The sequence below is a fragment of the Brucella sp. BE17 genome, from assembly GCF_039545455.1.
Taxonomy (GTDB): Bacteria; Pseudomonadota; Alphaproteobacteria; order Rhizobiales; family Rhizobiaceae; genus Brucella.
Genome location: NZ_CP154468.1, coordinates 1150870 through 1174479, shown reverse-complemented (window position 1 = coordinate 1174479; position 23610 = coordinate 1150870). Strand labels below are relative to the sequence as shown.

The window sequence follows — 23610 nt, the reverse complement described above, 5'->3', positions numbered from 1 at the left end:
GTGACTGCCATGCAGTTTCCGGTACACGGTGTTCAAGACTTATCTAAAGTGGCTGATGCCGCAAAGCCCGCCGGAAAGCGGGTATCCAAGAGGTTAGGTTCAATGAAATTTCTCGATCAGGCCAAGATCTATATCCGCTCCGGCGCGGGCGGGGCAGGGGCCGTGTCGTTCCGGCGCGAGAAGTTTCTTGAGTTCGGTGGCCCCGATGGTGGTGATGGCGGGCGCGGCGGCGATGTCTGGGTTGAGGCGGTTGATGGTCTCAACACGCTGATTGATTATCGTTATCAGCAGCACTTCCGTGCCAAGACCGGCATGCACGGCATGGGCCGCAACATGACCGGCGGCAAGGGCGACGATGTCGTGCTCAAGGTGCCGGTCGGCACGCAGATTTTTGAAGAAGACAACGAAACGCTGATTTGTGACATCACCGAAATCGGCCAGCGCTATCGTCTGGCCAAAGGCGGTAATGGCGGCTTCGGTAACCTGCATTTCACCACTTCGACCAATCGCGCGCCACGCCGCGCCAATCCGGGGCTGGAAGGCATCGAACGCACGATCTGGCTGCGACTGAAACTCATCGCCGATGCCGGGCTTGTCGGTCTGCCCAATGCTGGAAAATCGACGTTTCTGGCAAGTGTGACGGCGGCAAAGCCGAAGATTGCCGATTATCCCTTCACGACACTGCATCCCAACCTTGGGGTTGCGCGCGTTGACGGCCGCGAATTTGTTATCGCGGATATTCCGGGCCTCATCGAAGGGGCGAGCGAGGGCGTGGGGCTTGGCGACAGGTTTCTCGGTCATGTCGAGCGCACGCGTGTGCTGCTACATCTGGTTTCCGCGCAGGAAGACGATGTCGGTCAGGCCTACAAGGTCATTCGCGGCGAACTTGAAGCCTATGCGCATGGCCTTGCCGACAAACCCGAGATCGTGGCGCTTTCGCAGGTCGATACACTTGATCCCGATGCACGAAAGGCGAAGGTCAAGGCGCTGAAAAAGGCTTGCGGGCATGAGCCGCTTTTGCTGTCTGCGGTCAGCCACGAAGGATTGAACGATACGTTGCGTAGGCTTGCCAGTATCATCGATCAGAGCCGTGCGGCGGAAGCTGGAACGAGCGAGGATGACGACGCTTCGCAGACAGTCGGGAATTAGTTTACGATGCGGCGAGGAATGACAACATGTTGAGACAACTCAGGGATTATCGCCGCATCATCATCAAGATCGGTTCCGCTCTTTTGGTGGACCGCACGTCCGGCCTTAAGCAGAATTGGCTGGAAAGCCTTGGGCAGGATATAGCAGCGCTGCACCATGCCGGCGTTGAGGTGCTGGTGGTTTCATCGGGCGCGATTGCTCTGGGCCGTACGGTTCTGGGTCTGCCGAAGAAAACACTCAAGCTTGAGGAAAGTCAGGCGGCTGCGGCGGCAGGACAGATCGCACTCGCCAAGGCTTATGCAGATGTGCTCGGAGGTCATGGCATCAAGTCCGGCCAGATTCTGGTGACACTCGCCGATACCGAGGAGCGCCGCCGCTATCTTAATGCCCGTGCTACCATTGAGACGCTTTTGAAGCTCAGCGCAGTGCCGATTATCAACGAGAATGACACGGTCGCTACGACCGAAATCCGCTATGGGGACAATGACCGGTTGGCCGCACGTGTCGCGACCATGATGGGGGCTGATCTTCTGATCCTGCTTTCCGACATTGACGGGCTCTACACCGCTCCCCCGCACAAGAACCCGGATGCGCAATTCCTGCCGCTGGTCGAAAGTATCACGCCGCAGATCGAGGCCATGGCGGGTGCTGCCGCATCTGAATTATCGCGCGGTGGCATGAAGACCAAACTTGATGCAGGCAAAATAGCCAATGCGGCCGGCACTGCAATGATCATCACGTCAGGCGTGCGCATGGGGCCGCTTTCGGCTATCGATAGGGGCGAAAGAGCGACCTTGTTCGAGCCGTCGCACATGCCGGTGAATGCGTGGAAGACCTGGATTTCCGGTAATCTGGAACCTGCTGGCCGCTTGACGGTCGATGCGGGTGCCGCAAAGGCGCTCAAATCCGGCAAGTCGCTTCTGCCTGCCGGAGTGCGCGATATCGAAGGGCATTTCGAGCGGGGTGATACGGTCGCAGTGCTTGGTGAGGACCGACGGGAAATCGCGCGCGGACTGATCGCATATGATGCCCAGGACGCGCGCAAAATTGCCGGGCATAAAAGCGATGAGATCGGAGCGATTCTTGGTTATGATGCTCGTGCTGCCATGATCCATCGTAACGATCTGGTGGTGCGTACCGCCAGTGAAGTTAAAGCCGCATAAGAGGACAGAATGCTCGATAAAGTGGATGCCGGAACCGATATTGCAGACATCATGGCAGAGGTTGGCCGCAAGGCCAAAGCCGCTGCCGGTCCGCTTTCCATTGCGTCGCCTCAACAAAAGAACGAAGCGTTGGAAGCAGCAGCCAGCGCAATTCTTGCAAGCCGAGATGCCGTCCTTGCCGCCAACAGACTTGATCTTGACCAAGCGGAAAAAAGCGGCATGGCCGCATCCTTCATCGACCGCTTGCGGCTTGATGATGCCCGTATTCAGGGCATCGCCGATGGTATCCGCACCATTGCCGCCTTGCCGGATCCCGTTGGTGCTGTGATCGCCGAATGGGATCGTCCGAATGGGCTGCATATAGAGCGGGTGCGCACACCGCTCGGCGTCATCGGTGTTATTTACGAAAGCCGCCCAAATGTAACTGCCGACGCCGGCGCGCTTTGCCTCAAGGCAGGAAATGCGGTGATCCTGCGTGGTGGATCGGATTCCGCGCATTCGTCAGCGGCTATTCACAAGGCTTTGGTGAGCGGTCTTCGCTCTTCTGGTCTTCCAGAGGATGCAATCCAGATCGTTCCGGTCACGGATCGTACGGCCGTGGGTGAAATGCTTAAAGGCTTGCACGGTGCAATCGATGTGATCGTGCCGCGTGGGGGCAAGAGCCTTGTCGCGCGCGTCCAGTCGGAAGCGCGCGTGCCTGTTTTCGCGCATCTTGAAGGTATCTGTCATCTTTACATCGACGGTTCCGCCGACTGCGACATGGCGCGTGCCATTGCTGTCAACGCCAAGATGCGGCGTACCGGCATTTGCGGTGCCGCCGAGACACTGCTGGTTGACCGCGCCGTGGCTCAGACGCACCTCAAACCAGTTTTGCGCGATCTTGCCGCAAAGGGCTGCGAAATTCGCGGTAGCGATGAGGTGAGGGCGCTTTATCCAGACGCAAAGCCCGCAAATGAAGAAGACTGGTCAACGGAATATCTCGACGCAATCATATCGGTTGCGCTGGTCGATGGCGTTTCAGGCGCAATCGACCACATCAACCGCTATTCCTCGCATCATACCGAGGCAGTCGTGGCGGAAGATGGCGGTGTTGTCGCGCGCTTCTTCAACGAGATCGATTCGGCCATCCTCCTGCACAATGCTTCGACGCAGTTTGCCGATGGCGGCGAGTTCGGCATGGGGGCTGAAATCGGCATTGCAACCGGCAAGATGCATGCGCGCGGGCCGGTCGGTGTCGAACAACTGACCTCGTTCAAATATCGCGTGCGCGGCAATGGTCAGGTGCGAGGTTAGCCCCGTCATGGTTCTGTCTGAAAGCTGCTTCCATTCAAGGATCAAGTCCTGATGCGGTTCGGCTTCGGGTTATGCGCATTGAAAGCACGTTACCCAGGCGTAGATGCGCAATATCTGCGCATGCCGCATGTCGAAAAGGGAATGACGGTCGGGTTGTTCGGCGGATCGTTCAACCCCCCCCATCAGGGCCATGCGTTGGTTGCTGAAATTGCTGTCCGGCGGTTGAGGCTCGACCAGCTCTGGTGGATGGTCACGCCCGGCAATCCGTTGAAGGATCGTCGCGAACTGGCCACGCTTGCCGAGCGGATCAAGCTCAGTGAGCAAGTGGCCTCCGATCCACGTATAAAGGTTACTGCGCTGGAGGCTGCATTCAACGTGCGTTATACAGCCGATACACTGGCGCTGATTGCCCATGCCAATCCGGGTGTGCATTTCGTCTGGGTTATGGGCGCGGATAATCTCGCTTCATTTCACCGCTGGCAGCGCTGGCGTGAAATCGCGCAGAACTTCCCGATTGCGGTTATAGACCGCCCCGGTTCGACGCTTGCTTATTTATCATCGCATATGGCGCAGACCTTCTCCGATAGTCGGCTCGATGAATATTACGCGCCAATGCTGGCACGTCGTCAGCCGCCAGTCTGGACTTTTATCCACGGACCACGCTCGCAACTGTCTTCTACGGCCTTACGCGGGCAGAAACTTAAAAAGTGAACGCTTGCAGATTCGTCTGCACTTGAAACAATACACAGACTCTGCCTATCTTAGATGCGTGCGGTGCTTATAACTGCCGTACTGCGTTGTTCTTGTCTGAAAGGAAATCCACTGAGAACAGCAATTGAGAAGAAGGCTCACCACGCGCCTTCCACGGTCGGGATGGACGAAGCAGCTTTCGTGTCCCAGACTTTCGACGCGGCCTTGGCCAGTCTTGAAAACTCCAAGGCAGAATCCATCATTCCCATCGACATTCGCGGAAAATCTTCGCTCGGCGATTATATGATCGTTGCGTCGGGACGCTCGCATCGTCATGTTGCGGCAGTCGCCGATCATATCCTGCAGGCGCTGCGCGATGTCGGCTGCAAGGATATGCGGGTCGAAGGGCTCGAGGGTGGCGATTGGGTGCTCATCGATACCGGTGATATTGTCGTTCATGTCTTCCGACCGGAAGTGCGCGAATTCTACAATATCGAGAAAATCTGGCTCGATGATAAATTCGACGACGAGTGGGCACTGGAAACAGTGCATTGATCAAGTCGGATTTGAGCGGGGCGTAAAGCGTCATGCGCGTGAGTGTTTTTGCCGTGGGTCGGATGAAGGCCGGCCCCGAGCAGCAATTGGTGGAGCGTTATTTCGACCGTTTTTCCAAGGCAGGACCTCCGCTGGGGCTTGAATTTTCAGGTGTCAGCGAAATTCCCGAGAGCCGCGGACAGACAGCCGATTTGCGCAAGGCCGAGGAAGCACAGCGCGTTCATGAAGCGCTCGACAATGGTGCGGCCCTCATTCTGCTGGACGAGCGCGGCAAGGCGCTGAATTCAGAAAGCTTTGCCAAGCGGATTGGGCAAATTCGTGACGACGGCAAACGCCAGCTTATTGTCGCTATCGGTGGGCCCGATGGGCACGATGCGGCCTTACGGTCGCGCGCAGATATTGTTCTTGCGCTTGGTGAGTTGACATGGCCGCACCAAATTGCCCGTATTCTGGTTGCCGAACAGCTTTATCGCGCCGCGACCATTCTGGCCGGACATCCTTATCATCGCTCGTAACAATTGATGTTTATGATTGGCTGTAAACCCAGTTGCGGCGATAGATCGTACCGCGCAGCGTAAAACTGTTTCCCGTATCGGGGTCGAGAATCGTGATATCATCAGCCGTCTGTCTAAGGATGGCCAATCCTGCCTCTTTGAGCGCCTTTACGATCAGAGCGCGGTTACAAAATTGTGCTGCGGCGATGCGATCACAGACAAAGCTATGGACATAGCCGCGCCCTTGACGCCAATCGGTTAAAGCCTGTGGTTTGTTTTTGCTCATTGTGATGCGCAATTGATCGAAAGAAAGCCGCATATAGCCTGTATTTTCGCAGCTTCCAATATGGTCGATGTTTCGTTAACGCTCTATCGCTAATGTCTTCGATTATTCGTCCCGTCTTACCCGAATAGAACACGCATGGTCCCTTTTTGTCTTTTCAGCCGCCAACAATTGTCCGCTTTTGTTCGGACAAGTCTTGTCGCGATGGGCATTGGATTCGTCATGTTGCCGGCGCAGGCGCAGGACGCTTTGCAAACCAAACGCGACGAGGCGGCGAGTGAGTTTGAAAAACTCAGCAGCGAACTTAACCTCACCGGCGACAAGCTGAAACAGCTTGAAGACGAAGTTTCGGGTTTGAAAAAAGATCAGGACACGATAACGGCAGCACTGATCCAGTCTGCCAAAACTGACAAGAAGTTACAGCAGGATATATCGGATATCGCCGACAAGCTGGCAGCGTTGCGCGAACAGGAGAACGGCATCCGTGCCTCGCTGCGTTCACGGCGCGGAGTTTTGGCGGAAGTGCTGGCAGCGCTCCAGCGCATGGGATTAAACCCGCCGCCTGCCATTCTGGTGCGTCCCGACGATGCGCTCGCATCGGTCAGGAGTGCTGTGTTGCTCGGAGCAGTCGTGCCCGAAATGCGCCAGCAGGTGGAAGAGCTGACGGGCGACCTCAAGGACATGCAGCGTGTTACCGCCTCCATCGCCCAGGAACAGCAAAAGCTGCAACAGGCGCGCCTGGAACAGGCGGAAGAGCACAAGCGGCAATCACTTCTTCTTGAAGAGAAGAAAAAATTGCACGCCATCTCTGAGCAGGAATTGATGGCACAGCGTAAACAGTCCGAAGCGCTCGCGGCGAAAGCCGGAAGCCTCAAGGAGCTGATCAGCTCGCTTGATGAGCAGATGGCAAGCGTGCGGGGGGCTGCGGATGCAGCGCGAAAGGCAGAAGCCGACAGGCTTGCTGCGGCGCGCGAAAGGGCGGGAGAAGCGGTGCCCGACAACAGCCATTTGCGTGCGCAGACCGATTTTGCGTCATTGCAGGGACGGCTCGTTCTACCGGCAGCAGGTAAGACGGCGCGCAATTTCGGACAGAAGGATGGCGCCGGAGGCACGATGATGGGGCAGGTGGTTGAAACCCAGCCTTCCGCCACGATTACGTCACCTTCCGATGGCGTTATACTCTATGCGGGGACTTTCCGTTCTTACGGTCAACTCTTGATACTTGATGCAGGCAACGGATATCATATCGTCATGGCAGGTATGGGGCGAATCGACGTATCGCAGGGTCAGTTCGTGCTTGCTGGAGAGCCGGTTGGCGCAATGGGAGAAAAACTTCTCGCAAGTGTTGCACCGATAGAGGTGGGCAATGGCGCGCCGTTGCTTTACATTGAGTTTCGAAAGGATGGAAAACCCGTTGATCCGGCCCCATGGTGGTCCGAACGGCTTTCTGGAAGGACGTGAAAATGATACGTAAACTGTCACTGCTGTTCGCCGGGGCCCTTATGGGAGCATCAGCCATTGTGATGGTCCAGGGCGCACCGGCTTCCAGTGCCTTTGCCGCCGCCAAAGACAGCGATGTCTATAAGGATCTGGCGTTGTTTGGCGACATCTTCGAACGTGTGCGCGCGCAATATGTGACGCCGCCCGATGACAAGAAGCTGACAGAAAACGCAATCAACGGCATGTTGACCTCACTGGATCCGCATTCTTCCTATCTCAACCCGGAAGCCGCGCAGGATATGCGCGTGCAGACAAAGGGTGAGTTCGGGGGCTTGGGCATCGAAGTGACCATGGACAATGACCTTGTCAAGGTTATCGCGCCTATCGATGATACGCCTGCATCCAAGGCCGGCGTTCTGGCTGGCGACCTTATCACCAAGATAGACGGTCAGGAAGTGCGGGGCTTAAGTCTTGCCGATGCGGTCGAAAAGATGCGTGGTGCTGTCGGGGAGCCCATCGAGCTGACGATCCTGCGCAAGGAAGCCGACAAGCCGATAACGCTGAAGATCGAGCGTGCGGTCATCAAGGTCAAGGCGGTTCGATATCGCGTCGAGAACGATGTCGGTTATCTTCGCGTCATTTCTTTTACCGAACAGACTGCTGAAGATCTCAAGAAGGCCATCAAGGATATTCAGGAAAAGCTGCCGGGCGAAAGGCTAAAGGGTTATGTGCTTGATCTGCGGCTCAATCCGGGCGGCTTGCTTGATCAGGCAGTCGCTGTTTCCGATGCCTTCCTTGACAAGGGTGAAGTCGTGTCGACCCGTGGTCGTGACCCACAGGACGTGACCCGGTTTGATGCCCGCAAGGGCGACCTTACGAGCGGCAAACCGGTGATCGTGCTTATTAACGGCGGTTCGGCCAGTGCCTCGGAAATCGTCGCCGGCGCATTGCAGGATCATCGCCGCGCTACGGTTTTGGGCACGCAATCCTTCGGCAAGGGGTCGGTGCAGACGATCATCCCACTTGGCGAGAATGGCTCGTTGCGTCTGACCACAGCACTTTATTATACGCCGTCGGGCAAGTCGATCCAGGGCAAGGGCATAACGCCGGACATCAAGGTCGAGCAACCGCTGCCGCCTGAGCTGAAGGGAGAGGATGTCGTTCGCGGCGAGTCCGAACTCAAGGGCCATATCAAGGGCAACGCCGAAGACGATAATGGGTCCGGTTCTTCGGCCTATGTTCCGGCTGAGGCAAAAGACGATATTCAGCTCAATGAAGCGCTGAAACTTCTGCGTGGTGAAGTAGCCAACGCCGCTTTCCCGCCGGATCCGAAAAAAGGCGTTCTGAACTGATTTCAGAAGATGTCAGAAAATATCGAAAACGCGGGAGCTTTGCTTCCGCGTTTTTCTTTCTGATACAGATATCATCTATTCTACAATAACCAGGCGATAGAGAATTGCCTATAGTGCGAAGAATGCAGCACCTTGGAGTATGCAATGTCAAAACGTAAAATCCCGGTCGATCCCGAAAGCCTGCCTTACCGGCCCTGCGTCGGGTTGATGGTTCTCAACAGGCAAGGGCTGGTCTGGGCCGGACGGCGCATCGTCATGCCCGAGGGTGAGATGGATGGGGCCACGCAGCTCTGGCAGATGCCGCAGGGTGGTATCGACAAAGGTGAAGATCCGGCAGCGGCCGCCTTGCGCGAGCTTTACGAGGAAACAGGTATGCAGTCGGTCACTCTGCTGGAAGAAGCGCCCGACTGGATCAACTACGATCTGCCAGCGCATCTTATGGGGTTGGCACTTAAGGGAAAATATCGCGGTCAGACTCAGAAATGGTTCGCCTATCGCTTTGAGGGCGATGAGAGTGAGATCGCAATCAATCCGCCGCCGGGTGGGCATACGGCTGAGTTCGATCAGTGGCAATGGAGGCCGATGGCGGAACTGCCGCAACTGATCGTACCGTTCAAGCGTAAGCTTTACGATCAGGTTGTCGCGACTTTCCAGCATCTTGCGGGATGATTTTTGCCAGATAGAGCGTTGCCCTCTTGTGCGGTGCGGCGACATGTTGTCAAACTGTCGCATCGGCTGTGCTGGATAAAACAGCCCGAAAAGGAGATTGAGGGATGGAAGTAGGAAGTCTCATCGCGTTTCTGTTCGTCGGCCTTATCGCAGGCTGGCTTGCTGGCAAGATCGTACAAGGCGGCGGTTTCGGACTGTTCGGCAATATCATTGTTGGTGTCATTGGCGCATTTTTCGCCGGCTGGCTTTTGCCGCGCCTGGGTTTCTCGGTCGGTGGCGGCCTTATTCAGGACATCGTCAACGCCTTTATCGGTGCGGCAATCCTGCTGATTATTCTGCGCATTATCAAACGCGCCTGAACTTATATGAGGCGTCCGCTCTCCGGCTTGACGCAATAGACGCCTCACCCCCATTGAGCTGTGCGTCACTCCTGAATTAACCCGGCTGCACAAGGTCGGGTTGTTTTCGTAAGATTCTTGACATGACCCCGAATTCCAAACTGACCCTTGGTCTTGCGCTTACCGCAGCGGCTGGCTTTGTCGATGCTATCGCCTTTCTGCAGCTGGGCGGCTTTTACGCGTCCTTCATGAGTGGCAACACCACGCAGCTTGGGGCCGCCATTGCCGGTCAACCCGGTCCGCAAGGCGACGTGTTGATCTGGTTTCCCGCAGCCCTCATCGTGCTGTTCTTCGGCGGCGCATTTTTTGGCACCCTGACGGTCCGTACCTATGGCCGCTGGGGCAGTCTCTACGTCATGGCAAGCGTGGTGGCGATCCTGCTGTTTGTAAGCCTGTTGCGGCGCGATGGCGCGCTGATCGTTCAGCCGGTGCTGCTGCTTGCCGCCGCCATGGGCGCACAGAACGCTGCCGTGCAACCCATTGGGGCTGCGCGTTTGGGCGTTACTTATGTGACAGGAACTCTGTTTAATGCGGCTGCGGATTTTGCCTGTTCATTGCGCGGTGAAACACCGCGATGGCGCTGGCTACAGCATATGGCTGTCTGGTTGTCCCTCATGATGGGTGCGGTATTAGGCGGCTTCGGCCATTATTTCATCGGGCTTGATGCGCTGTTCGTGCCGATCATCATGATTGTTCTGGTCATGATCATTTATATGCGGTTGAAATGATCAACTGAAAAGGGATTTTTCCTTTTCGACCAGTTCTGAAATCAGTGCGGCCACAGCCGTTACCCGGCGCAAGGTGCGCGCTGTTTCATGATAGGAAAGCCAGTAGGAGCGCTTTATCGACCGCTCTGGAAGAACTGCGACCAGATCGGGATCGGCGCGGGCGATGAAGGCATGTAAAATGCCAATACCGCCGCCCGCTCGTACCGCTTCGGTCTGACCAAGCGCACTTGATACCTCAAAACCCGGTTTCCAGTCGCGACTGATTTCCAGGGCATAGGCGAGCGAAGGCGTAATCACCAGATCGTCGACATAACCGATCAGACGATGTTTCGACAGTGCATCCACAGTCTCCGGCACACCATATTCTGCCAGATAATCCTTATGCGCAAAAAGCCCAAGCGTATAATCCACAAGTCTGCGGGCGATGAGCCGCCCCTGCTCAGGACGCTCTACTGTAATGGCGATATCGGCCTCGCGTCGCGACAACGAAAAGGAGCGTGGAACCGGCACCAGTTGTATCGTTAGGTCGGGATATTGTCTGGCCAGTTGCGCCAGACGCGGGGCCAGAAAGCGCACGCCAAAACCATCGGGCGCACCAATACGCACCGTGCCGGATATGGCGATATCCGCGTCACCGACCTGTGCGCGTGCGGCCAGCATTTCCGCTTCCATACGCTCGGCTGCAAGCAGAAATTCTTCACCCGCCTGCGTCAAACTCGAGCCATTGGTGCGGCGCGTGAGCAATGTTGTCGAAAGCGATGTTTCAAGTGCCGTCAGGCGCCTTGCAACGGTGGTATGATTGAGGTCCAGCCTTTTGGCCGCGCCCAGTATTTGTCCTGCGCGGGCTACAGCCAGAAATATGCGAATATCATCCCAGTTCATGACTGGCATGATTACTATAAAAAATGCACAACGGATACGCTTTTGAAGGCCTTGCAATCATGTTTTTGCAAAGCCAAGATGGCCCGACGGATCATAACGGAGGTTTTGGGATGCGCACGATCGGACATTTCATCGGCGGCAAGCATGTGGCAGGCAAAAGCGGACGCGCGACAGACGTTTTTCAGCCGCTGGACGGCAGCGTTCAGGCAACAGTTGCGCTGGCTTCGAAGGAAGAGGTGCGTGCCGCCGTTGAAAACGCCAAAGTGGCACAGCCCGCATGGGCGGCAACCAATCCGCAGCGCCGGGTGCGAGTGTTGCGCCGCTTTCTTGAGCTGGTCGAAGCTGAATATGACAGCCTTGCTGAATTACTGGCTCGCGAGCACGGCAAGACCATTGCTGACGCCAAGGGCGATATCCAGCGCGGGTTGGAAGTGGTTGAAGTGTGCCTTGGTGCGCCGCACATGATGAAGGGCGAATATTCCGACAACGCCGGCCCAGGCATCGACACCTATTCCATGCGCCAGCCGCTTGGTGTGGTTGCTGGCATTACCCCCTTCAACTTCCCGGCGATGATTCCGCTCTGGAAGGCCGGTCCGGCCATCGCCTGCGGCAATGCGTTTGTTTTAAAGCCGTCCGAGCGCGATCCGGGTGTGCCGATGCGTCTGGCCGAACTGTTCCTTGAAGCCGGACTTCCGGCAGGCATTTTCAATGTCGTCAATGGTGACAAGGAAGCGGTCGATGCGCTGCTGGACGATCCCGATATTCAGGCCATCGGCTTTGTCGGCTCGACGCCGATTGCGCAATATATCTACGGTCGCGGCTGCTCGAACGGCAAGCGCGTACAATGCTTTGGCGGTGCAAAGAACCATCTTCTTATCATGCCGGATGCGGATATGGACCAGACGGTGGATGCGCTTATTGGTGCCGGTTACGGTTCGGCGGGTGAACGCTGCATGGCTATTTCGGTGGCCGTTCCGGTTGGTGAGGATACTGCCAACCGTCTCATGGAAAAGCTGATCCCGCGAGTGGAAGCGCTCAAGATCGGCACCTCGACCGATAACAGTGCCGATTATGGACCGCTGGTGACGCAGGCAGCCGTTGATCGCGTGCGTGGCTATGTCGACCTTGGCGTCAAGGAAGGCGCAAAGCTCGTTGTCGATGGCCGTGATTTCAAAATGCAGGGCTATGAGAACGGCTTTTACATGGGCGGTTGTCTGTTCGATCATGTCACGCCCGATATGCGCATCTATAAAGAAGAAATTTTCGGGCCTGTGCTTTCCGTCGTGCGCGCCAAAAATTATGAGGAAGCGCTGGCCCTGCCCAATGATCATGAATATGGCAATGGCGTTTCCATTTTCACCCGCGATGGCGATGCGGCACGTGACTTTGCCAATCGCGTACAGGTCGGCATGGTCGGCATCAATGTACCGATCCCGGTGCCAATCGCTTATTATACGTTCGGCGGCTGGAAAGCGTCCGGCTTTGGCGATCTCAACCAGCATGGCCCCGATGCCTTCCGCTTCTATACCAAGACCAAGACCGTCACCTCGCGCTGGCCGTCCGGTGTAAAAGATGGGGCTGAGTTCGTCATACCGACAATGAAATAGTCCCGCTTTCACAACGGGATTATATGAACCTTGGGATTTCATGGTCTTTTCGATAGGATTCTTTTTGCTGCTGTGTTAGGGCGACGCTGTCCCCTTTCCTGTAAGCAAAAGCTTCAGCAACGAAGAGACCATATCCTATGGCAGTCAGCTCAAAGCATATTCCCGCTCCCGATCTTCATCGGGTGCGCCGCGCCCTCCTTTCGGTTTCCGACAAGACCGGTCTGATCGATTTCGCCAAGGCGCTTCATGCGCATGGCGTCGAAATACTGTCGACCGGCGGCACCGCCAAGTCGATTGCAGCCGAAGGCATTCCGGTGCGCGACGTTTCAGAAGTCACTGGCTTTCCCGAAATCATGGACGGGCGCGTAAAGACACTGCATCCATCCGTGCATGGCGGATTGCTTGCCGTACGCAACGACCCCGAACATGTCGCTGCGATGGAAGAACATGGCATTGCTGGCATCGATCTGGCGGTCATCAATCTCTACCCTTTCGAGGATGTGCGCTTTAAGCGCGGCGATTACGACACCACCGTCGAAAATATCGACATTGGCGGTCCGGCGATGATCCGTGCATCGGCCAAAAACCACGCCTATGTGGCAACGGTTGTCGATCCGGCTGATTATGCGGAAGTGGTCACTGAGCTTGAAAAACATGCAGGCTCCCTGCCGCTTTCCTTCCGCAAAAAGCTCGCCGCCAAGGCTTTTTCGCGAACTTCTGCTTACGATACTGCCATTTCCAACTGGTTTGCCGAGGCAATTGAGGAAGAAACCCCGATCTGGCGTTCAGTTGCGGGCAAGTTGCATTCTGTCATGCGTTATGGCGAAAACCCGCATCAGACGGCTGGTTTTTATCTCAGCGGCGAAAAGCGTCCCGGTGTTGCAACCGCAACCCAGCTTCAGGGCAAGCAGCTTTCCTATAACAATATCAATGATACCGATGCGGCCTTTGAACTGGTGGCCGAGTTCGATCCGGCGCGTACCGCAGCCGTTGCGATCATCAAGCACGCCAATCCATGCGGTGTTGCCGAAGGCGCCTCCATCAAGGACGCCTACCTCAAGGCGCTGGCCTGCGATCCGGTTTCAGCCTTTGGCGGCATTGTCGCGCTCAACAAGACGCTTGATGAGGAAGCAGCCGAGGAAATCGTCAAGATTTTCACGGAAGTCATCATTGCACCCGACGCCACAGAAGGCGCACAGGCGATCGTAGCGGCCAAGAAGAACCTGCGCTTGCTGGTGACCGGAGGTCTGCCCGATCCGCGTGCCAAGGGCATTGCAGCTAAAACGGTTGCGGGCGGTGTGCTGGTGCAGTCGCGCGACAATGGTGTCGTGGACGATCTCGATCTGAAAGTCGTGACCAAGCGGAAACCGAGTGATGCCGAACTCAACGATATGAAATTCGCCTTCCGCATCGCCAAGCACGTCAAATCCAACGCTATCGTCTATGTGAAGGATGGGGCAACGGTCGGCATTGGCGCAGGTCAGATGAGCCGCGTGGATTCCGCGCGTATTGCTGCGCGCAAGGCGGAAGATGCAGCAGAAGCCGCAGGACTGACCGAACCGTTGACAAAGGGCTGCGTGGTGGCGTCTGACGCCTTCTTCCCGTTTGCGGATGGTCTGCTTTCCGCCGTTCAGGCGGGTGCGACGGCGGTTATCCAGCCGGGCGGGTCCATGCGTGACGAAGAAGTGATCGCGGCTGCCGACGAGCATGGCATCGCCATGGTAATGACCGGCATGCGCCATTTCCGGCATTGAATGATTTCGTTTTAAAGAGCGTTGATTAAGTGCAAAGCCCCGGAACCTCAGGTTCCGGGGCTTTTTTGTAAGATGCAGGTTTAATTTTTCACTCGAAGATTTTCGAGAACGAAAATTATTTTCTTTTCGTCGGCTTAGTATTATCATTATTAGCTATAGCGAATGTAAAAGAATCGATATTGCTTTCGTTTATAATTCATATTATTTCGTATGCACTCGTTTTGCGTGTGAGCGTGAATGGTAAGAGTGACGTCGAGGTTTTGGGTGCTCCGTTAAAGTCACCCGCCTGCTACGCTGGATGGCGGAGTAACCGATCAGGGAGGAGAATTGCAGATGACGCAATATATAGGTTCCATCGATCAGGGAACTACGAGTTCCCGTTTCATCATTTTTGACAAGCAGGGCGATATCATCGCCATGGAGCAGCGTGAGCATGAGCAGATTTATCCCAAGGCGGGTTGGGTCGAGCACAATCCCACGGAAATATGGCGCAATACCCAGCTTGTCATTGCTGAAACACTTAAAAAGGCGAAATTGAAGGCCTCGGATATCGCTTCCGTCGGCATCACCAACCAGCGCGAGACCACGCTGCTGTGGGACCGTAAGACTGGCGCTCCGCTCCATAACGCGCTTGTCTGGATGGATACGCGTACAGACCAACTGGTCGCGCGTTATGCCAAAGACGGCGGCGCGGATCGTCTGCGCGACAAGACAGGTCTGCCGATCTCGACTTATTTTTCCGGCTTGAAGCTACGCTGGCTACTCGATCATGTTCCCGGCGCGCGTGAAAAGGCTGAAGCCGGCGATGCGTTGTTCGGCACGATTGATTCATGGCTGGTCTGGAACCTCACCGGCGGACCAAAAGGCGGCATTCACATCACCGATGTCACCAATGCCTCGCGCACTCAATTGATTGATCTTGCCACACTGCGATGGGACGAGGAAATTCTCCGTCTTTTCGAGATACCGGCCGCATGTCTTCCGGAAATCCGCTCGTCCAGTGAAGTCTATGGCGAGGTTGTCATTCCCTCGCTCGGAGGCGTGAAGCTTGCCGGCATTCTCGGCGATCAACAGGCAGCACTTTTCGGACAGGCGTGTCTTGAGCCAGGCGAAGCCAAGAACACCTACGGCACCGGCTGTTTCATGTTGATGAGTACCGGCGAGAAACTGGTTCCGTCCTCTTATGGTCTCCTCACCACACTCGCCTATCAGTTGGGTGATTCAAAGCCGGTTTATGCGCTGGAGGGGTCTATCGCCATCACCGGCGCGCTGGTGCAATGGCTACGCGACAATCTGGGCATTATAAAAACCAGTGGCGATATCGAAACCCTTGCCCGTACTGTGGATGATAATGGTGATGTCTATTTTGTGCCGGCCTTTTCGGGCCTTTATGCGCCGCATTGGGAAGATTCTGCGCGCGGCGTGATTGCAGGTCTCACCCGCTTTGCAAATAAGGGGCATATCGCCCGCGCGGCCCTTGAGGCAAGCTGCTATCAGGTACGTGAAGTGCTGGACGCCATGGTAAAGGACTCCGGCGTTAAAATCACTGAACTACGCGCTGATGGCGGCATGACAGTCAATGAACTGATGATGCAGTTTCAGTCCGATATCTTGAACGTACCGGTGGTACGTCCCAAGATCATCGAGACGACTGCACTCGGCGCTGCCTATGCCGCGGGTCTTGCCGTCGGCTACTGGAAATCGACCGCCGACATGGTTGAGAACTGGCAGGTCGGGCACCGGTGGCATCCCCGGATGCCGGAAAAAGAGCGTACCAGCCTGTTCCGCTCATGGGAAAAGGCTGTCCAGAGATCCCTCGGCTGGGTCGAACAAGGCTAAGCCTATTTGAGTTCCAGCCCCGCTCGGCGGGGCCGGATATTTCAGGACAATCTTTTTGAACCGGCGGCTAATGACAGGTCAGCCGAGGGCGATGCTTTGCGCTCTTTTTCTGGAGGACACAATGAACAGCGGTTTGATTGGTGAATTTCTCGGTACGATGATCCTGATCCTCTTGGGTGATGGGGTCGTCGCCAATGTGCTTCTGGCAAAATCCAAGGGTCAGAACTCGGGCTGGATCGTCATTACTGCAGGATGGGGTTTTGCGGTTCTGTGCGGTGTTCTTGTCGCAGTGGCGGCGGGCGCTCCCGGACATCTCAATCCGGCGGTGACACTGGCTTTCTTCGCGGCGGGCAGCTTTCCTGCAAGCCAGGTCGTACCCTTTATCGGGGTGCAGATGCTCGGCGCTTTTGCCGGCGCGGTGCTTGTCTATCTCGCATATCTGCCGCACTGGAAGCCGACTGAAGACAAGGGGCTAAAACTTGGTGTCTTTTGCACCGGTCCGGCAATCCGTAACATCCCTGCCAATTTCATAACGGAAGTCATCGGAACTTTCGTGCTTGTGTTTGTGGTGATTGCCATTGGCACGAAAGCGGTCGGGGCGGTCGGTGTACTCGGACCTTTGATGGTTGGGCTGCTCGTCTGGGCGCTTGGTGTTTCGCTTGGCGGACCCACCGGATATGCCATCAATCCCGCACGTGATCTGGGACCGCGTATCGCCCATGCACTTCTGCCCATTCCCGGCAAGGGTAGCTCGGATTGGTCTTATGCCTGGGTGCCCGTGGCGGCCCCTATCGTCGGCGGGTTGCTGGCCATTGCCTGCGCCAAGGCAGCGGATATGATGTAGGTGTCGTGCGAACGGCAGCAACCATGAAAAGGCTGCTGCCTTTATATCGAAATGTGTTCCTTAGCCGGATAGGGTGTGACAAGGGCAAGCAAGGCTCCGGCCAGAAAGAAGATCGGCAGAACCGCCATGCCGAGCGCTGCTGATCCGCTCAATGTGGTGATTGTTGCGATCAGAAAGGGCGCAAGAAAACTGGTCGCGCGACCCGATAGGGCGTAAATGCCGAAATAGCGCCCGGATTCCTGCGGTGTGACGCTGCGCGCAAGCCACGAGCGCGACGAAGCTTGCACCGGCCCGAAGGCCGCACCGATCATAAGACCATAAATCAGATAAGCATGTTCGGCAGGGGTTGAGAACAAACCTTCGGTTTCAACGCCTTCAAGCGGAATGAGTCCAAAAAAAGTGTACTCCCGGCCGGTTGATACAATGCCGAGCGACGCCAGCAGCAGAAGTACAAGCGCTGCCATGACGACCGCCTTTGAGCCAAACCGTGTATCGATGAAACTTGCCGCGATACAGCTGAAGATTGCCATGACGTTGAGAATGATACCGAACAGACCGATTTCGGTGATTGACCAGTTGAACATAGCGGCGGCATAGCCCGCGCCCAGCGCCAGAAGCGCATTGATCCCATCCTGATAGATCATGCGGGCGATCAGAAACCGCAGGATTCCCGCTCTTTGTTTCACATCGCCCAAGGTGGCTTTGAGTTCGGAAAGACCGGAGCGCAGCGCTGTGCGCAAGGGATCGCTGCGTGCTGCATCCGGAGTGAAGAAAAACATCGGCAAAACGAAAATGAGATACCACAGGGCGGCAAGGGGGCCGGTGATGCGTGCATCTTCGCCAGTCAGCGGATCAAGGCCGAAGAGCGGTTCTCTGCCGATGATAGTCTTGCCCGTTTCCGGCGATGCGGCAAGAAAAACCACTACGAAAACGAGCACGATCATGCCACCGAGATAGCCTAGACCCCAGGCGATGTTTGAGACCTTGCCGATATCTCCGGGGCGGACAAGGCGCGGCATCATTGAATCGTTGAAAACAATGGAAAATTCTGCGGCAACCGTGGCGATTGTGAAGGCGAACAGAACCCAGAAAAGGCTCGCGCCGGGTACGGCCAGCCAGAGCGCCAGCAGGCCCGTTATCTTCAGTACTGCGAAAGTGGCAATCCAGGGTTTACGCGCTCCGGTTCGGTCTGAAACTGCGCCCAGGAAAGGGGACAAAATAGCGATCACGAAACCGGCTGCGGCAATGCCATATCCCCACGCAGCTTGACCGGCTTCCGGATTATCCGCCATGCGGGAAATGAAATAAGGTCCGAAAATAAAAGTCGTGACGACGGTGAAAAATGGCTGTGCCGCCCAGTCGAAAAGCATCCAACCCCATATTCCGCGCTTTGTGGCGCCCCGGGGCTCTTTTGTGGTGGAAAGGCTCAATCGGTTCTCCTCGTCGCGATCATCAAGTCTATAGAGCGTCTTTGCACATCTCAAGAAACGAAAGGGCAGCATCAAGCTGCCCCTTTCGTTTTCGATTTTAAAAAGCTTACTGGGCCAGGTCCGACATCAGTCCAGCCGCAACCGAAAGCCGTGAGACGGTCAGATCACCACCTTCTGTGAGTGCCACCATGCGGCTTCTGACCTGCTGGATGCGCGCGCCGTCGGCCACAAGCCATGCGGCTGATGGATCGCTTTCCTTGGCAAACCGCTTGAGGGCGGCAATCGTGATGCCACGCGCGGCCTGTGTGATCGTGTCGTTTGCCCGTGATAGCGCCAGACCATCATAATAATCGGTGACGGGGATACTCCGAGCTGCCTCTTCGATGCGTCCGATGCGGAAAGCTTCCGACACACCGAAATAGGTTCTCGCAGTTGCCACCAGATTTGCCGAGGCCAGATGTGCTATCAGCGCGATATCAGGCATGACGCCGGCCAGTTGCAGATTGGCAAGCTGTCGCGCAAGCGGTGCCGGAGCACCCTTCTCGATAAAGGCTGCCTTGTCCGCCTGTACGGACTGAATAAGCTGAACCGGCAGCAATTCGCCAAGATGCGGTTCCAGCTCGGCACGCGCATTGGTGATAGTCCGTACCAGCTCCGTCAGGTCCGCTCGTGTCGTATCGTTGCGTAGAACCCAGGCGGTGGTTGATTGCAGCATTTCACCGACCAGATGATAGAACTGGTTCTGCACATCGCCAAAAACCCTGTTATCGAGCGCGTCGATGGCACGGTAGATCGCATCGATCTCGAAGCCGTCGCGCACCGCCACATAAGCACGCACGATATCGGCAGGAGCCTTGCCGGTCGTATCGGCAAGGCGGCTGATAAAGGTGATGCCACCGCGGTTGACAACGTCATTTGCAAGCAGCGTGGCGATGATTTCGCGCTTCAGGCGATGGCCTGTAATCTCCTGCGCATAGGTTTTTGCCATGCGATTGGGGAAATAGCCGAACAGCAGCGACTGCAAATATGGTTCGTCCGGCAGCCTGCTTGCCAGCAAGTCATCCGATAGCGATAGTTTGGCATAGGCGAGCAAGACTGCGAGTTCCGGCCGGGTCAGCGGCTGGCCCGCCTTCTGGCGCTCGGTCAAGACGAGGTCAGAGGGAAGATATTCAACTTTGCGGTCAAGAAGCTTGCGGTTTTCAAGTTCCGCCATGAAGCGCGCCTGATAGGGCAGTTCCGTCAGTCCCTGACGCTCGCTTAAGGAAAGCGCCAAGGGCTGCAGATAATTGTTGCGCAGCACCAGCTCTGACACGTCATCCGTCATGCTAACCAGAAGCTTGTTGCGGGCGGCACGTTTCAGCTTGCCCGAGCGCATGGCTGCGGCAAGCGCGACCTTGATGTTGACCTCGACGTCGGAGCAATTGACGCCTGCCGAATTGTCGATGGCATCGGTATTGCTGCGCCCACCGGTAAGCGCATATTCGATACGCCCGCGCTGGGTCATGCCAAGATTGGCACCTTCGCCGATTACCCGCGCGCGTACTTCGGCACCGGTAATGCGGATGGCATCATTGGCGCGGTCGCCGACCTGTGCGTCGGTTTCAGCCGAAGAGCGGATATAGGTGCCGATGCCACCAAACCACAAAAGATCGACCGGCGCTTTCAGAATCGCCATCATGATTTCCTGCGGCGAAGCCGTGGTCTTGGCAAGTCCAATGACACGGGCTGCTTCGGCTGAAAGCGTAATGGTTTTCTGGCTGCGGCTATAGATGCCGCCGCCTGCTGAAAGTTTCGCCTGATCATAATCCTGCCAGCTTGAGCGCGGCAGGTCGAACAGGCGCTTGCGCTCGACAAAGCCATCTGCCGGTACAGGATCGGGATCAATGAATATGTCGCGATGGTCGAAGGCAGCAACCAGCCTGATCTGTTCGGACAAAAGCATGCCGTTGCCGAACACGTCACCCGACATGTCACCGACACCTACCACAGTGAAGGGTTCGCTTTGAATGTCGGTGTCGAATTCACGGAAATGACGCTTCACGGCTTCCCATGCGCCGCGGGCGGTAATTCCCATTCCCTTGTGATCGTAGCCGGCTGAGCCGCCTGAAGCAAAGGCATCGTCGAGCCAGAAATCATGGTCCTGGCTGATGCCGTTAGCCGTATCGGAAAAGGTAGCCGTGCCCTTGTCGGCAGCGACCACGAAATAGGGGTCGTCATCATCATGGCGTACCACATCGGCAGGCGGTACGACATGACTGTCCTGAATATTGTCGGTTACCGACAAAAGCGTAGATATAAAGGTCTTGTAGGCATCGCGTCCGGCTTCGAAAACCGCATTGCGATCACCGCCGGTGGGCAAGCGTTTGGGATAAAAGCCACCCTTGGCACCGACCGGTACGATGACCGCATTCTTGACCTGCTGCGCCTTGACGAGCCCCAGCACTTCGGTGCGGTAATCCTGAGCTCGATCCGACCAGCGCAACCCGCCGCGGGCCACCGAGCCAAAGCGCAGGTGTACGCCCTCCACTTCCGGTCCATAGACGAAGATTTCGCGATAGGGGCGCGGATCGGGCAGGCCGTCAACCAGATGCGGATCGAGCTTGAAGGCAAAGGTCACACGCGGTTTGCCGTTGTCATCGGCTGCGTAGGCGTTGGTGCGCAAGGTCGCCTCGATGAGATTGCGGAAGCGGCGCAATATCTGGTCGTCATCGATGCTTGGCACATCGAGAAGCGCGGTTTCTATGGCTTCGACAAGCTTTGCTTCTGCCTTCTCCCGCTTTTTGGAAGCGGGATTGAAACGAAGTTCGAACAGCGCATAGAGATCATTGGCGATTTCGGGATAGTGGTTGAGCGCAGCGGCGATCAGCCCCTGCGAATAGGCAATACCTGCCTGTTGCAGATAGCGGCCGTAAGAACGCAGGATCATGATCTGGCGTGCGTTAAGGCGCGCGGTCTGGACCAGCGCGTTGTAGCCGTCATTGTCAGCGAAGCCATCCCAGACCGTGCGGAAGACTTCTTCGAGCATCTCGCCTTCGTCGGAAAGCTCGACGGGTACGCCATATGCATTTATCAGTTGCATGTCATGGAGATAAACTGGCGCGCCGTCCTGACCGATGCCGGGCAGTTCGATGGTCTGCTCGCTGACGACGCGAAAGCCCATATTCTCCAGAAGCGGCACGCGCTGCGAGAGTACAACCGGTGCGCCGTGATGATAAAGCTTGAGCGAAACTGCGTTCGGACCATCCGTGCGGTAGCGGTAGAAATCGACGAAAAGCGGTGCCTGTATATTCAGGCTCGCGAAACGTTCGGCATCAATGAGCGCTTCGGGGGCCGTGAAGATTTCGCGATAGGAGGGAGGGAAACCGGAGGCCAGCGCAACGGATTTAGCCTCCGCATTTTCCGAGCTTTCCCGCACTTCGTCTTCCCAGGTACGAACCATGGCGCGTACCTGCGCTTCCAGTGTTTCGCGATCGATATGTGGTGTTGAGCGCTCATTGCGGCGAATGACGAATTGAACGCGCGTCAGCCCGTTTTGCAGGAAAACGGGGTGGAACTCGAAGCTGTCGCCACCATAAATTTCGACGAGGTAACGGCCGATCTTCTCGCGCACAACAGAATCGTAGCGATCGCGGGGAATGTAGACCAATACGGTTGCAAAACGACCAAACCGGTCAAGGCGCGGCACGGCGCGCACGCGGGGGCGTTCGCCGAGTGCAAGGATCATTTCGGCATTGGCGGTGAGACTTTCCGTGTCGATCTGGAACAACTCGTCACGCGGATATTCTTCCAGCACATTGATCAAAGCCTTGCCCGAGTGATCCTCGCGATTGAAACCAAGATGCTTGATAACCGTATCGGCTTTTGAGCGGATGAACGGAATGCCAGAAACCGAACTTGTATAGGCGACGGAGGTAAACAGACCGACGAGGCGCAATTCGCCAATGGCTTCGCCTTTTTCCCCAAAAATCTTGACACCGATATAATCGAGATAGGAACGCCTGTGCACAAGCGAAAGTGAATTTGCCTTGGTAACCAGCAACGGCTCGGCGCTATCGAGAAATTCGGTTATCTCTTGTGGTGTCTTGGTGTCATCGTCATCACTACGCAACACGCGCACGCTGTTGTCGTTTAGGATTCCAAGCGTTTCCTTGGCCGGAACAAGTTCGCGCTTCTTGCCGGAATTCTTGAAAATGAGCTCCCGCATGCCAAGGAAAATGAAGCGGTCGTCGCGCAGCCACTCGAGAAAGGCGATTGCCTCCGGCATGGCTGGGTGGGCTGTCAGTTCATGGACACGCTTATAATCCGCAATGGCTTCGTTGAGGCGCGTCAGCATCGGCTTCCAGTCGCTGACGGCGGAGCGTACCTGTTGCAATACGCGCTTTAACGCTGCAGTCAGCTCGGATGCCGCCTGCTTGTCCAAGGCTGGCAGGTGAATCTGCACGAGACTCACGCGCTCAATGTTTTTGGCAGGCGCGAGCCGTGAAGCCTCGCCGCGAATGGTCAGTGCATTCTTTTCGCGTTCTATATCGAGAACCGGATGCAGCACCATGAAAATCTGGCTGGCGTGATCGTTCAACTCGCCCATGATTGAGTCTAGCAGAAACGGCATATTGTCGTTGACGATGGAAATGACACTGACCGGGCGGCCATGACGTTCAATATCCGTATCGACGCTGATGATGCTTTTACCCTTGCGCCAGGCTTCTAGTCCGGCATAGCCATGGCGGGCAGATTGAGCGAGTGCTTCGCTCGAGTAGGCCGCGAGATCTTCGGGCGGCGCCCATTCGAAGAGGAGCTTTGAAAATGCGGAAAAAGCCTTCTGCTCGCCCCCCTTTTGTTCCTCCTTGCTTGCCTTGGAATTCTTGACCTTGCTCGACCGGTCCTGCTTTGCAGTCACGCCGGATACTCCCTGTCTTGATGGCAATGCGCGTCAACCTAGCAGATAGGATAATTCTTACGATGACAAAACTTTGAAAAGCCGCGAAAAAATCGGTGAAAGCCAAAAGCTCGACATTTAATCCATTTAATTTGCTATAAAAC

The 23610-nt window shown here is 56.2% G+C and carries 19 protein-coding genes; 15 read left to right on the top strand and 4 right to left on the bottom strand.

The genetic code is table 11. The annotated features are described in order from the left end of the window. Positions 1–102 precede the first annotated feature (102 nt). From obgE to rlmH, 6 genes are all read left to right on the top strand, one after another. Positions 103–1149 (top strand): GTPase ObgE, encoded by a 1047-nt coding sequence (gene obgE, locus AAIB41_RS16675; protein WP_343315127.1) that lies wholly within the window; start codon positions 103–105, stop codon positions 1147–1149. A gap of 26 nt (positions 1150–1175) precedes the next feature. Continuing rightward, positions 1176–2312, top strand: coding sequence for a glutamate 5-kinase (gene proB / locus AAIB41_RS16670; RefSeq protein ID WP_343315126.1), 1137 nt, complete (start codon positions 1176–1178; stop codon positions 2310–2312). Positions 2313–2321: 9 nt separating this feature from the next. Then, a complete protein-coding gene (locus AAIB41_RS16665; RefSeq protein ID WP_343315125.1) occupies positions 2322–3605 on the top strand; it encodes a glutamate-5-semialdehyde dehydrogenase in 1284 nt (427 codons plus the stop codon). Positions 3606–3656: 51 nt separating this feature from the next. After that, on the top strand, positions 3657–4316 hold the full coding sequence (locus AAIB41_RS16660) for a nicotinate-nucleotide adenylyltransferase (protein WP_343315124.1): 660 nt from the start codon (positions 3657–3659) through the stop codon (positions 4314–4316). 162 nt (positions 4317–4478) lie between these two features. After that, the gene (gene rsfS / locus AAIB41_RS16655) at positions 4479–4850 is read left to right on the top strand and encodes a ribosome silencing factor (protein ID WP_343315123.1); all 372 of its coding nucleotides are present in this window, start codon (positions 4479–4481) and stop codon (positions 4848–4850) included. Between the two features lie 32 nt (positions 4851–4882). Further along, a complete protein-coding gene (gene rlmH / locus AAIB41_RS16650; RefSeq protein WP_343315122.1) occupies positions 4883–5365 on the top strand; it encodes a 23S rRNA (pseudouridine(1915)-N(3))-methyltransferase RlmH in 483 nt (160 codons plus the stop codon). A gap of 10 nt (positions 5366–5375) precedes the next feature. Here the strand turns inward: rlmH and AAIB41_RS16645 are convergent, their stop codons facing one another. After that, a complete protein-coding gene (locus tag AAIB41_RS16645) occupies positions 5376–5630 on the bottom strand; it encodes a hypothetical protein (protein ID WP_343315121.1) in 255 nt (84 codons plus the stop codon). Between the two features lie 201 nt (positions 5631–5831). Here AAIB41_RS16645 and AAIB41_RS16640 point away from each other — a divergent pair, with 201 nt between their 5' ends. From AAIB41_RS16640 to AAIB41_RS16620, 5 genes are all read left to right on the top strand, one after another. Then, positions 5832–7088, top strand: coding sequence for a murein hydrolase activator EnvC (locus AAIB41_RS16640; RefSeq protein WP_343315120.1), 1257 nt, complete (start codon positions 5832–5834; stop codon positions 7086–7088). Between the two features lie 2 nt (positions 7089–7090). Next, on the top strand, positions 7091–8419 hold the full coding sequence (locus AAIB41_RS16635; RefSeq protein ID WP_343315119.1) for a S41 family peptidase: 1329 nt from the start codon (positions 7091–7093) through the stop codon (positions 8417–8419). Positions 8420–8563: 144 nt separating this feature from the next. Further along, on the top strand, positions 8564–9088 hold the full coding sequence (locus AAIB41_RS16630; RefSeq protein ID WP_343315118.1) for an RNA pyrophosphohydrolase: 525 nt from the start codon (positions 8564–8566) through the stop codon (positions 9086–9088). 104 nt (positions 9089–9192) lie between these two features. Beyond that, positions 9193–9447 carry a GlsB/YeaQ/YmgE family stress response membrane protein gene (locus AAIB41_RS16625; protein WP_343315117.1) on the top strand — a complete coding sequence of 85 codons (255 nt, stop codon included), beginning with the start codon at positions 9193–9195 and terminating at the stop codon, positions 9445–9447. 122 nt (positions 9448–9569) lie between these two features. Further along, on the top strand, positions 9570–10214 hold the full coding sequence (locus AAIB41_RS16620; RefSeq protein WP_343315116.1) for a YoaK family protein: 645 nt from the start codon (positions 9570–9572) through the stop codon (positions 10212–10214). Here the strand turns inward: AAIB41_RS16620 and AAIB41_RS16615 are convergent, their stop codons facing one another. Next, a complete protein-coding gene (locus AAIB41_RS16615) occupies positions 10215–11096 on the bottom strand; it encodes a LysR family transcriptional regulator (protein ID WP_343315115.1) in 882 nt (293 codons plus the stop codon). A 110-nt stretch (positions 11097–11206) separates the two neighbouring features. On the opposite strand from AAIB41_RS16615, the gene AAIB41_RS16610 reads away from it, so the two are divergent. The 4 genes from AAIB41_RS16610 to AAIB41_RS16595 all read left to right on the top strand — a co-directional run bounded on the left by AAIB41_RS16610 (position 11207) and on the right by AAIB41_RS16595 (position 17140). Next, on the top strand, positions 11207–12703 hold the full coding sequence (locus tag AAIB41_RS16610; RefSeq protein ID WP_343315114.1) for a CoA-acylating methylmalonate-semialdehyde dehydrogenase: 1497 nt from the start codon (positions 11207–11209) through the stop codon (positions 12701–12703). 137 nt (positions 12704–12840) lie between these two features. Continuing rightward, positions 12841–14457 carry a bifunctional phosphoribosylaminoimidazolecarboxamide formyltransferase/IMP cyclohydrolase gene (gene purH, locus AAIB41_RS16605; RefSeq protein ID WP_343315113.1) on the top strand — a complete coding sequence of 539 codons (1617 nt, stop codon included), beginning with the start codon at positions 12841–12843 and terminating at the stop codon, positions 14455–14457. A 333-nt stretch (positions 14458–14790) separates the two neighbouring features. Further along, complete coding sequence (glpK, locus tag AAIB41_RS16600; protein ID WP_343315112.1) at positions 14791–16296, top strand: glycerol kinase GlpK; 1506 nt, start codon at positions 14791–14793, stop codon at positions 16294–16296. A gap of 121 nt (positions 16297–16417) precedes the next feature. After that, positions 16418–17140 carry an MIP/aquaporin family protein gene (locus AAIB41_RS16595; protein WP_343315111.1) on the top strand — a complete coding sequence of 241 codons (723 nt, stop codon included), beginning with the start codon at positions 16418–16420 and terminating at the stop codon, positions 17138–17140. A gap of 41 nt (positions 17141–17181) precedes the next feature. Here the strand turns inward: AAIB41_RS16595 and AAIB41_RS16590 are convergent, their stop codons facing one another. Beyond that, the gene (locus AAIB41_RS16590) at positions 17182–18510 is read right to left on the bottom strand and encodes an MFS transporter (protein WP_343316109.1); all 1329 of its coding nucleotides are present in this window, start codon (positions 18508–18510) and stop codon (positions 17182–17184) included. A gap of 166 nt (positions 18511–18676) precedes the next feature. Further along, positions 18677–23467 carry an NAD-glutamate dehydrogenase gene (locus tag AAIB41_RS16585; protein WP_343315110.1) on the bottom strand — a complete coding sequence of 1597 codons (4791 nt, stop codon included), beginning with the start codon at positions 23465–23467 and terminating at the stop codon, positions 18677–18679. Positions 23468–23610: the final 143 nt, after the last annotated feature.

Excerpts from the sequence above, each read along its gene's own strand:
- obgE (WP_343315127.1), top strand. The coding sequence starts at position 103 with ATGAAATTTCTCGATCAGGCCAAGATCTATATCCGCTCCGGCGCGGGC.
- proB (WP_343315126.1), top strand. The coding sequence starts at position 1,176 with ATGTTGAGACAACTCAGGGATTATCGCCGCATCATCATCAAGATCGGT.
- AAIB41_RS16665 (WP_343315125.1), top strand. The coding sequence starts at position 2,322 with ATGCTCGATAAAGTGGATGCCGGAACCGATATTGCAGACATCATGGCA.
- AAIB41_RS16660 (WP_343315124.1), top strand. The coding sequence starts at position 3,657 with ATGCGGTTCGGCTTCGGGTTATGCGCATTGAAAGCACGTTACCCAGGC.
- rsfS (WP_343315123.1), top strand. The coding sequence starts at position 4,479 with ATGGACGAAGCAGCTTTCGTGTCCCAGACTTTCGACGCGGCCTTGGCC.
- rlmH (WP_343315122.1), top strand. The coding sequence starts at position 4,883 with ATGCGCGTGAGTGTTTTTGCCGTGGGTCGGATGAAGGCCGGCCCCGAG.
- AAIB41_RS16645 (WP_343315121.1), bottom strand. The coding sequence starts at position 5,630 with ATGAGCAAAAACAAACCACAGGCTTTAACCGATTGGCGTCAAGGGCGC.
- AAIB41_RS16640 (WP_343315120.1), top strand. The coding sequence starts at position 5,832 with ATGGGCATTGGATTCGTCATGTTGCCGGCGCAGGCGCAGGACGCTTTG.
- AAIB41_RS16635 (WP_343315119.1), top strand. The coding sequence starts at position 7,091 with ATGATACGTAAACTGTCACTGCTGTTCGCCGGGGCCCTTATGGGAGCA.
- AAIB41_RS16630 (WP_343315118.1), top strand. The coding sequence starts at position 8,564 with ATGTCAAAACGTAAAATCCCGGTCGATCCCGAAAGCCTGCCTTACCGG.
- AAIB41_RS16625 (WP_343315117.1), top strand. The coding sequence starts at position 9,193 with ATGGAAGTAGGAAGTCTCATCGCGTTTCTGTTCGTCGGCCTTATCGCA.
- AAIB41_RS16620 (WP_343315116.1), top strand. The coding sequence starts at position 9,570 with ATGACCCCGAATTCCAAACTGACCCTTGGTCTTGCGCTTACCGCAGCG.
- AAIB41_RS16615 (WP_343315115.1), bottom strand. The coding sequence starts at position 11,096 with ATGAACTGGGATGATATTCGCATATTTCTGGCTGTAGCCCGCGCAGGA.
- AAIB41_RS16610 (WP_343315114.1), top strand. The coding sequence starts at position 11,207 with ATGCGCACGATCGGACATTTCATCGGCGGCAAGCATGTGGCAGGCAAA.
- purH (WP_343315113.1), top strand. The coding sequence starts at position 12,841 with ATGGCAGTCAGCTCAAAGCATATTCCCGCTCCCGATCTTCATCGGGTG.
- glpK (WP_343315112.1), top strand. The coding sequence starts at position 14,791 with ATGACGCAATATATAGGTTCCATCGATCAGGGAACTACGAGTTCCCGT.
- AAIB41_RS16595 (WP_343315111.1), top strand. The coding sequence starts at position 16,418 with ATGAACAGCGGTTTGATTGGTGAATTTCTCGGTACGATGATCCTGATC.
- AAIB41_RS16590 (WP_343316109.1), bottom strand. The coding sequence starts at position 18,510 with ATGCTTTTCGACTGGGCGGCACAGCCATTTTTCACCGTCGTCACGACT.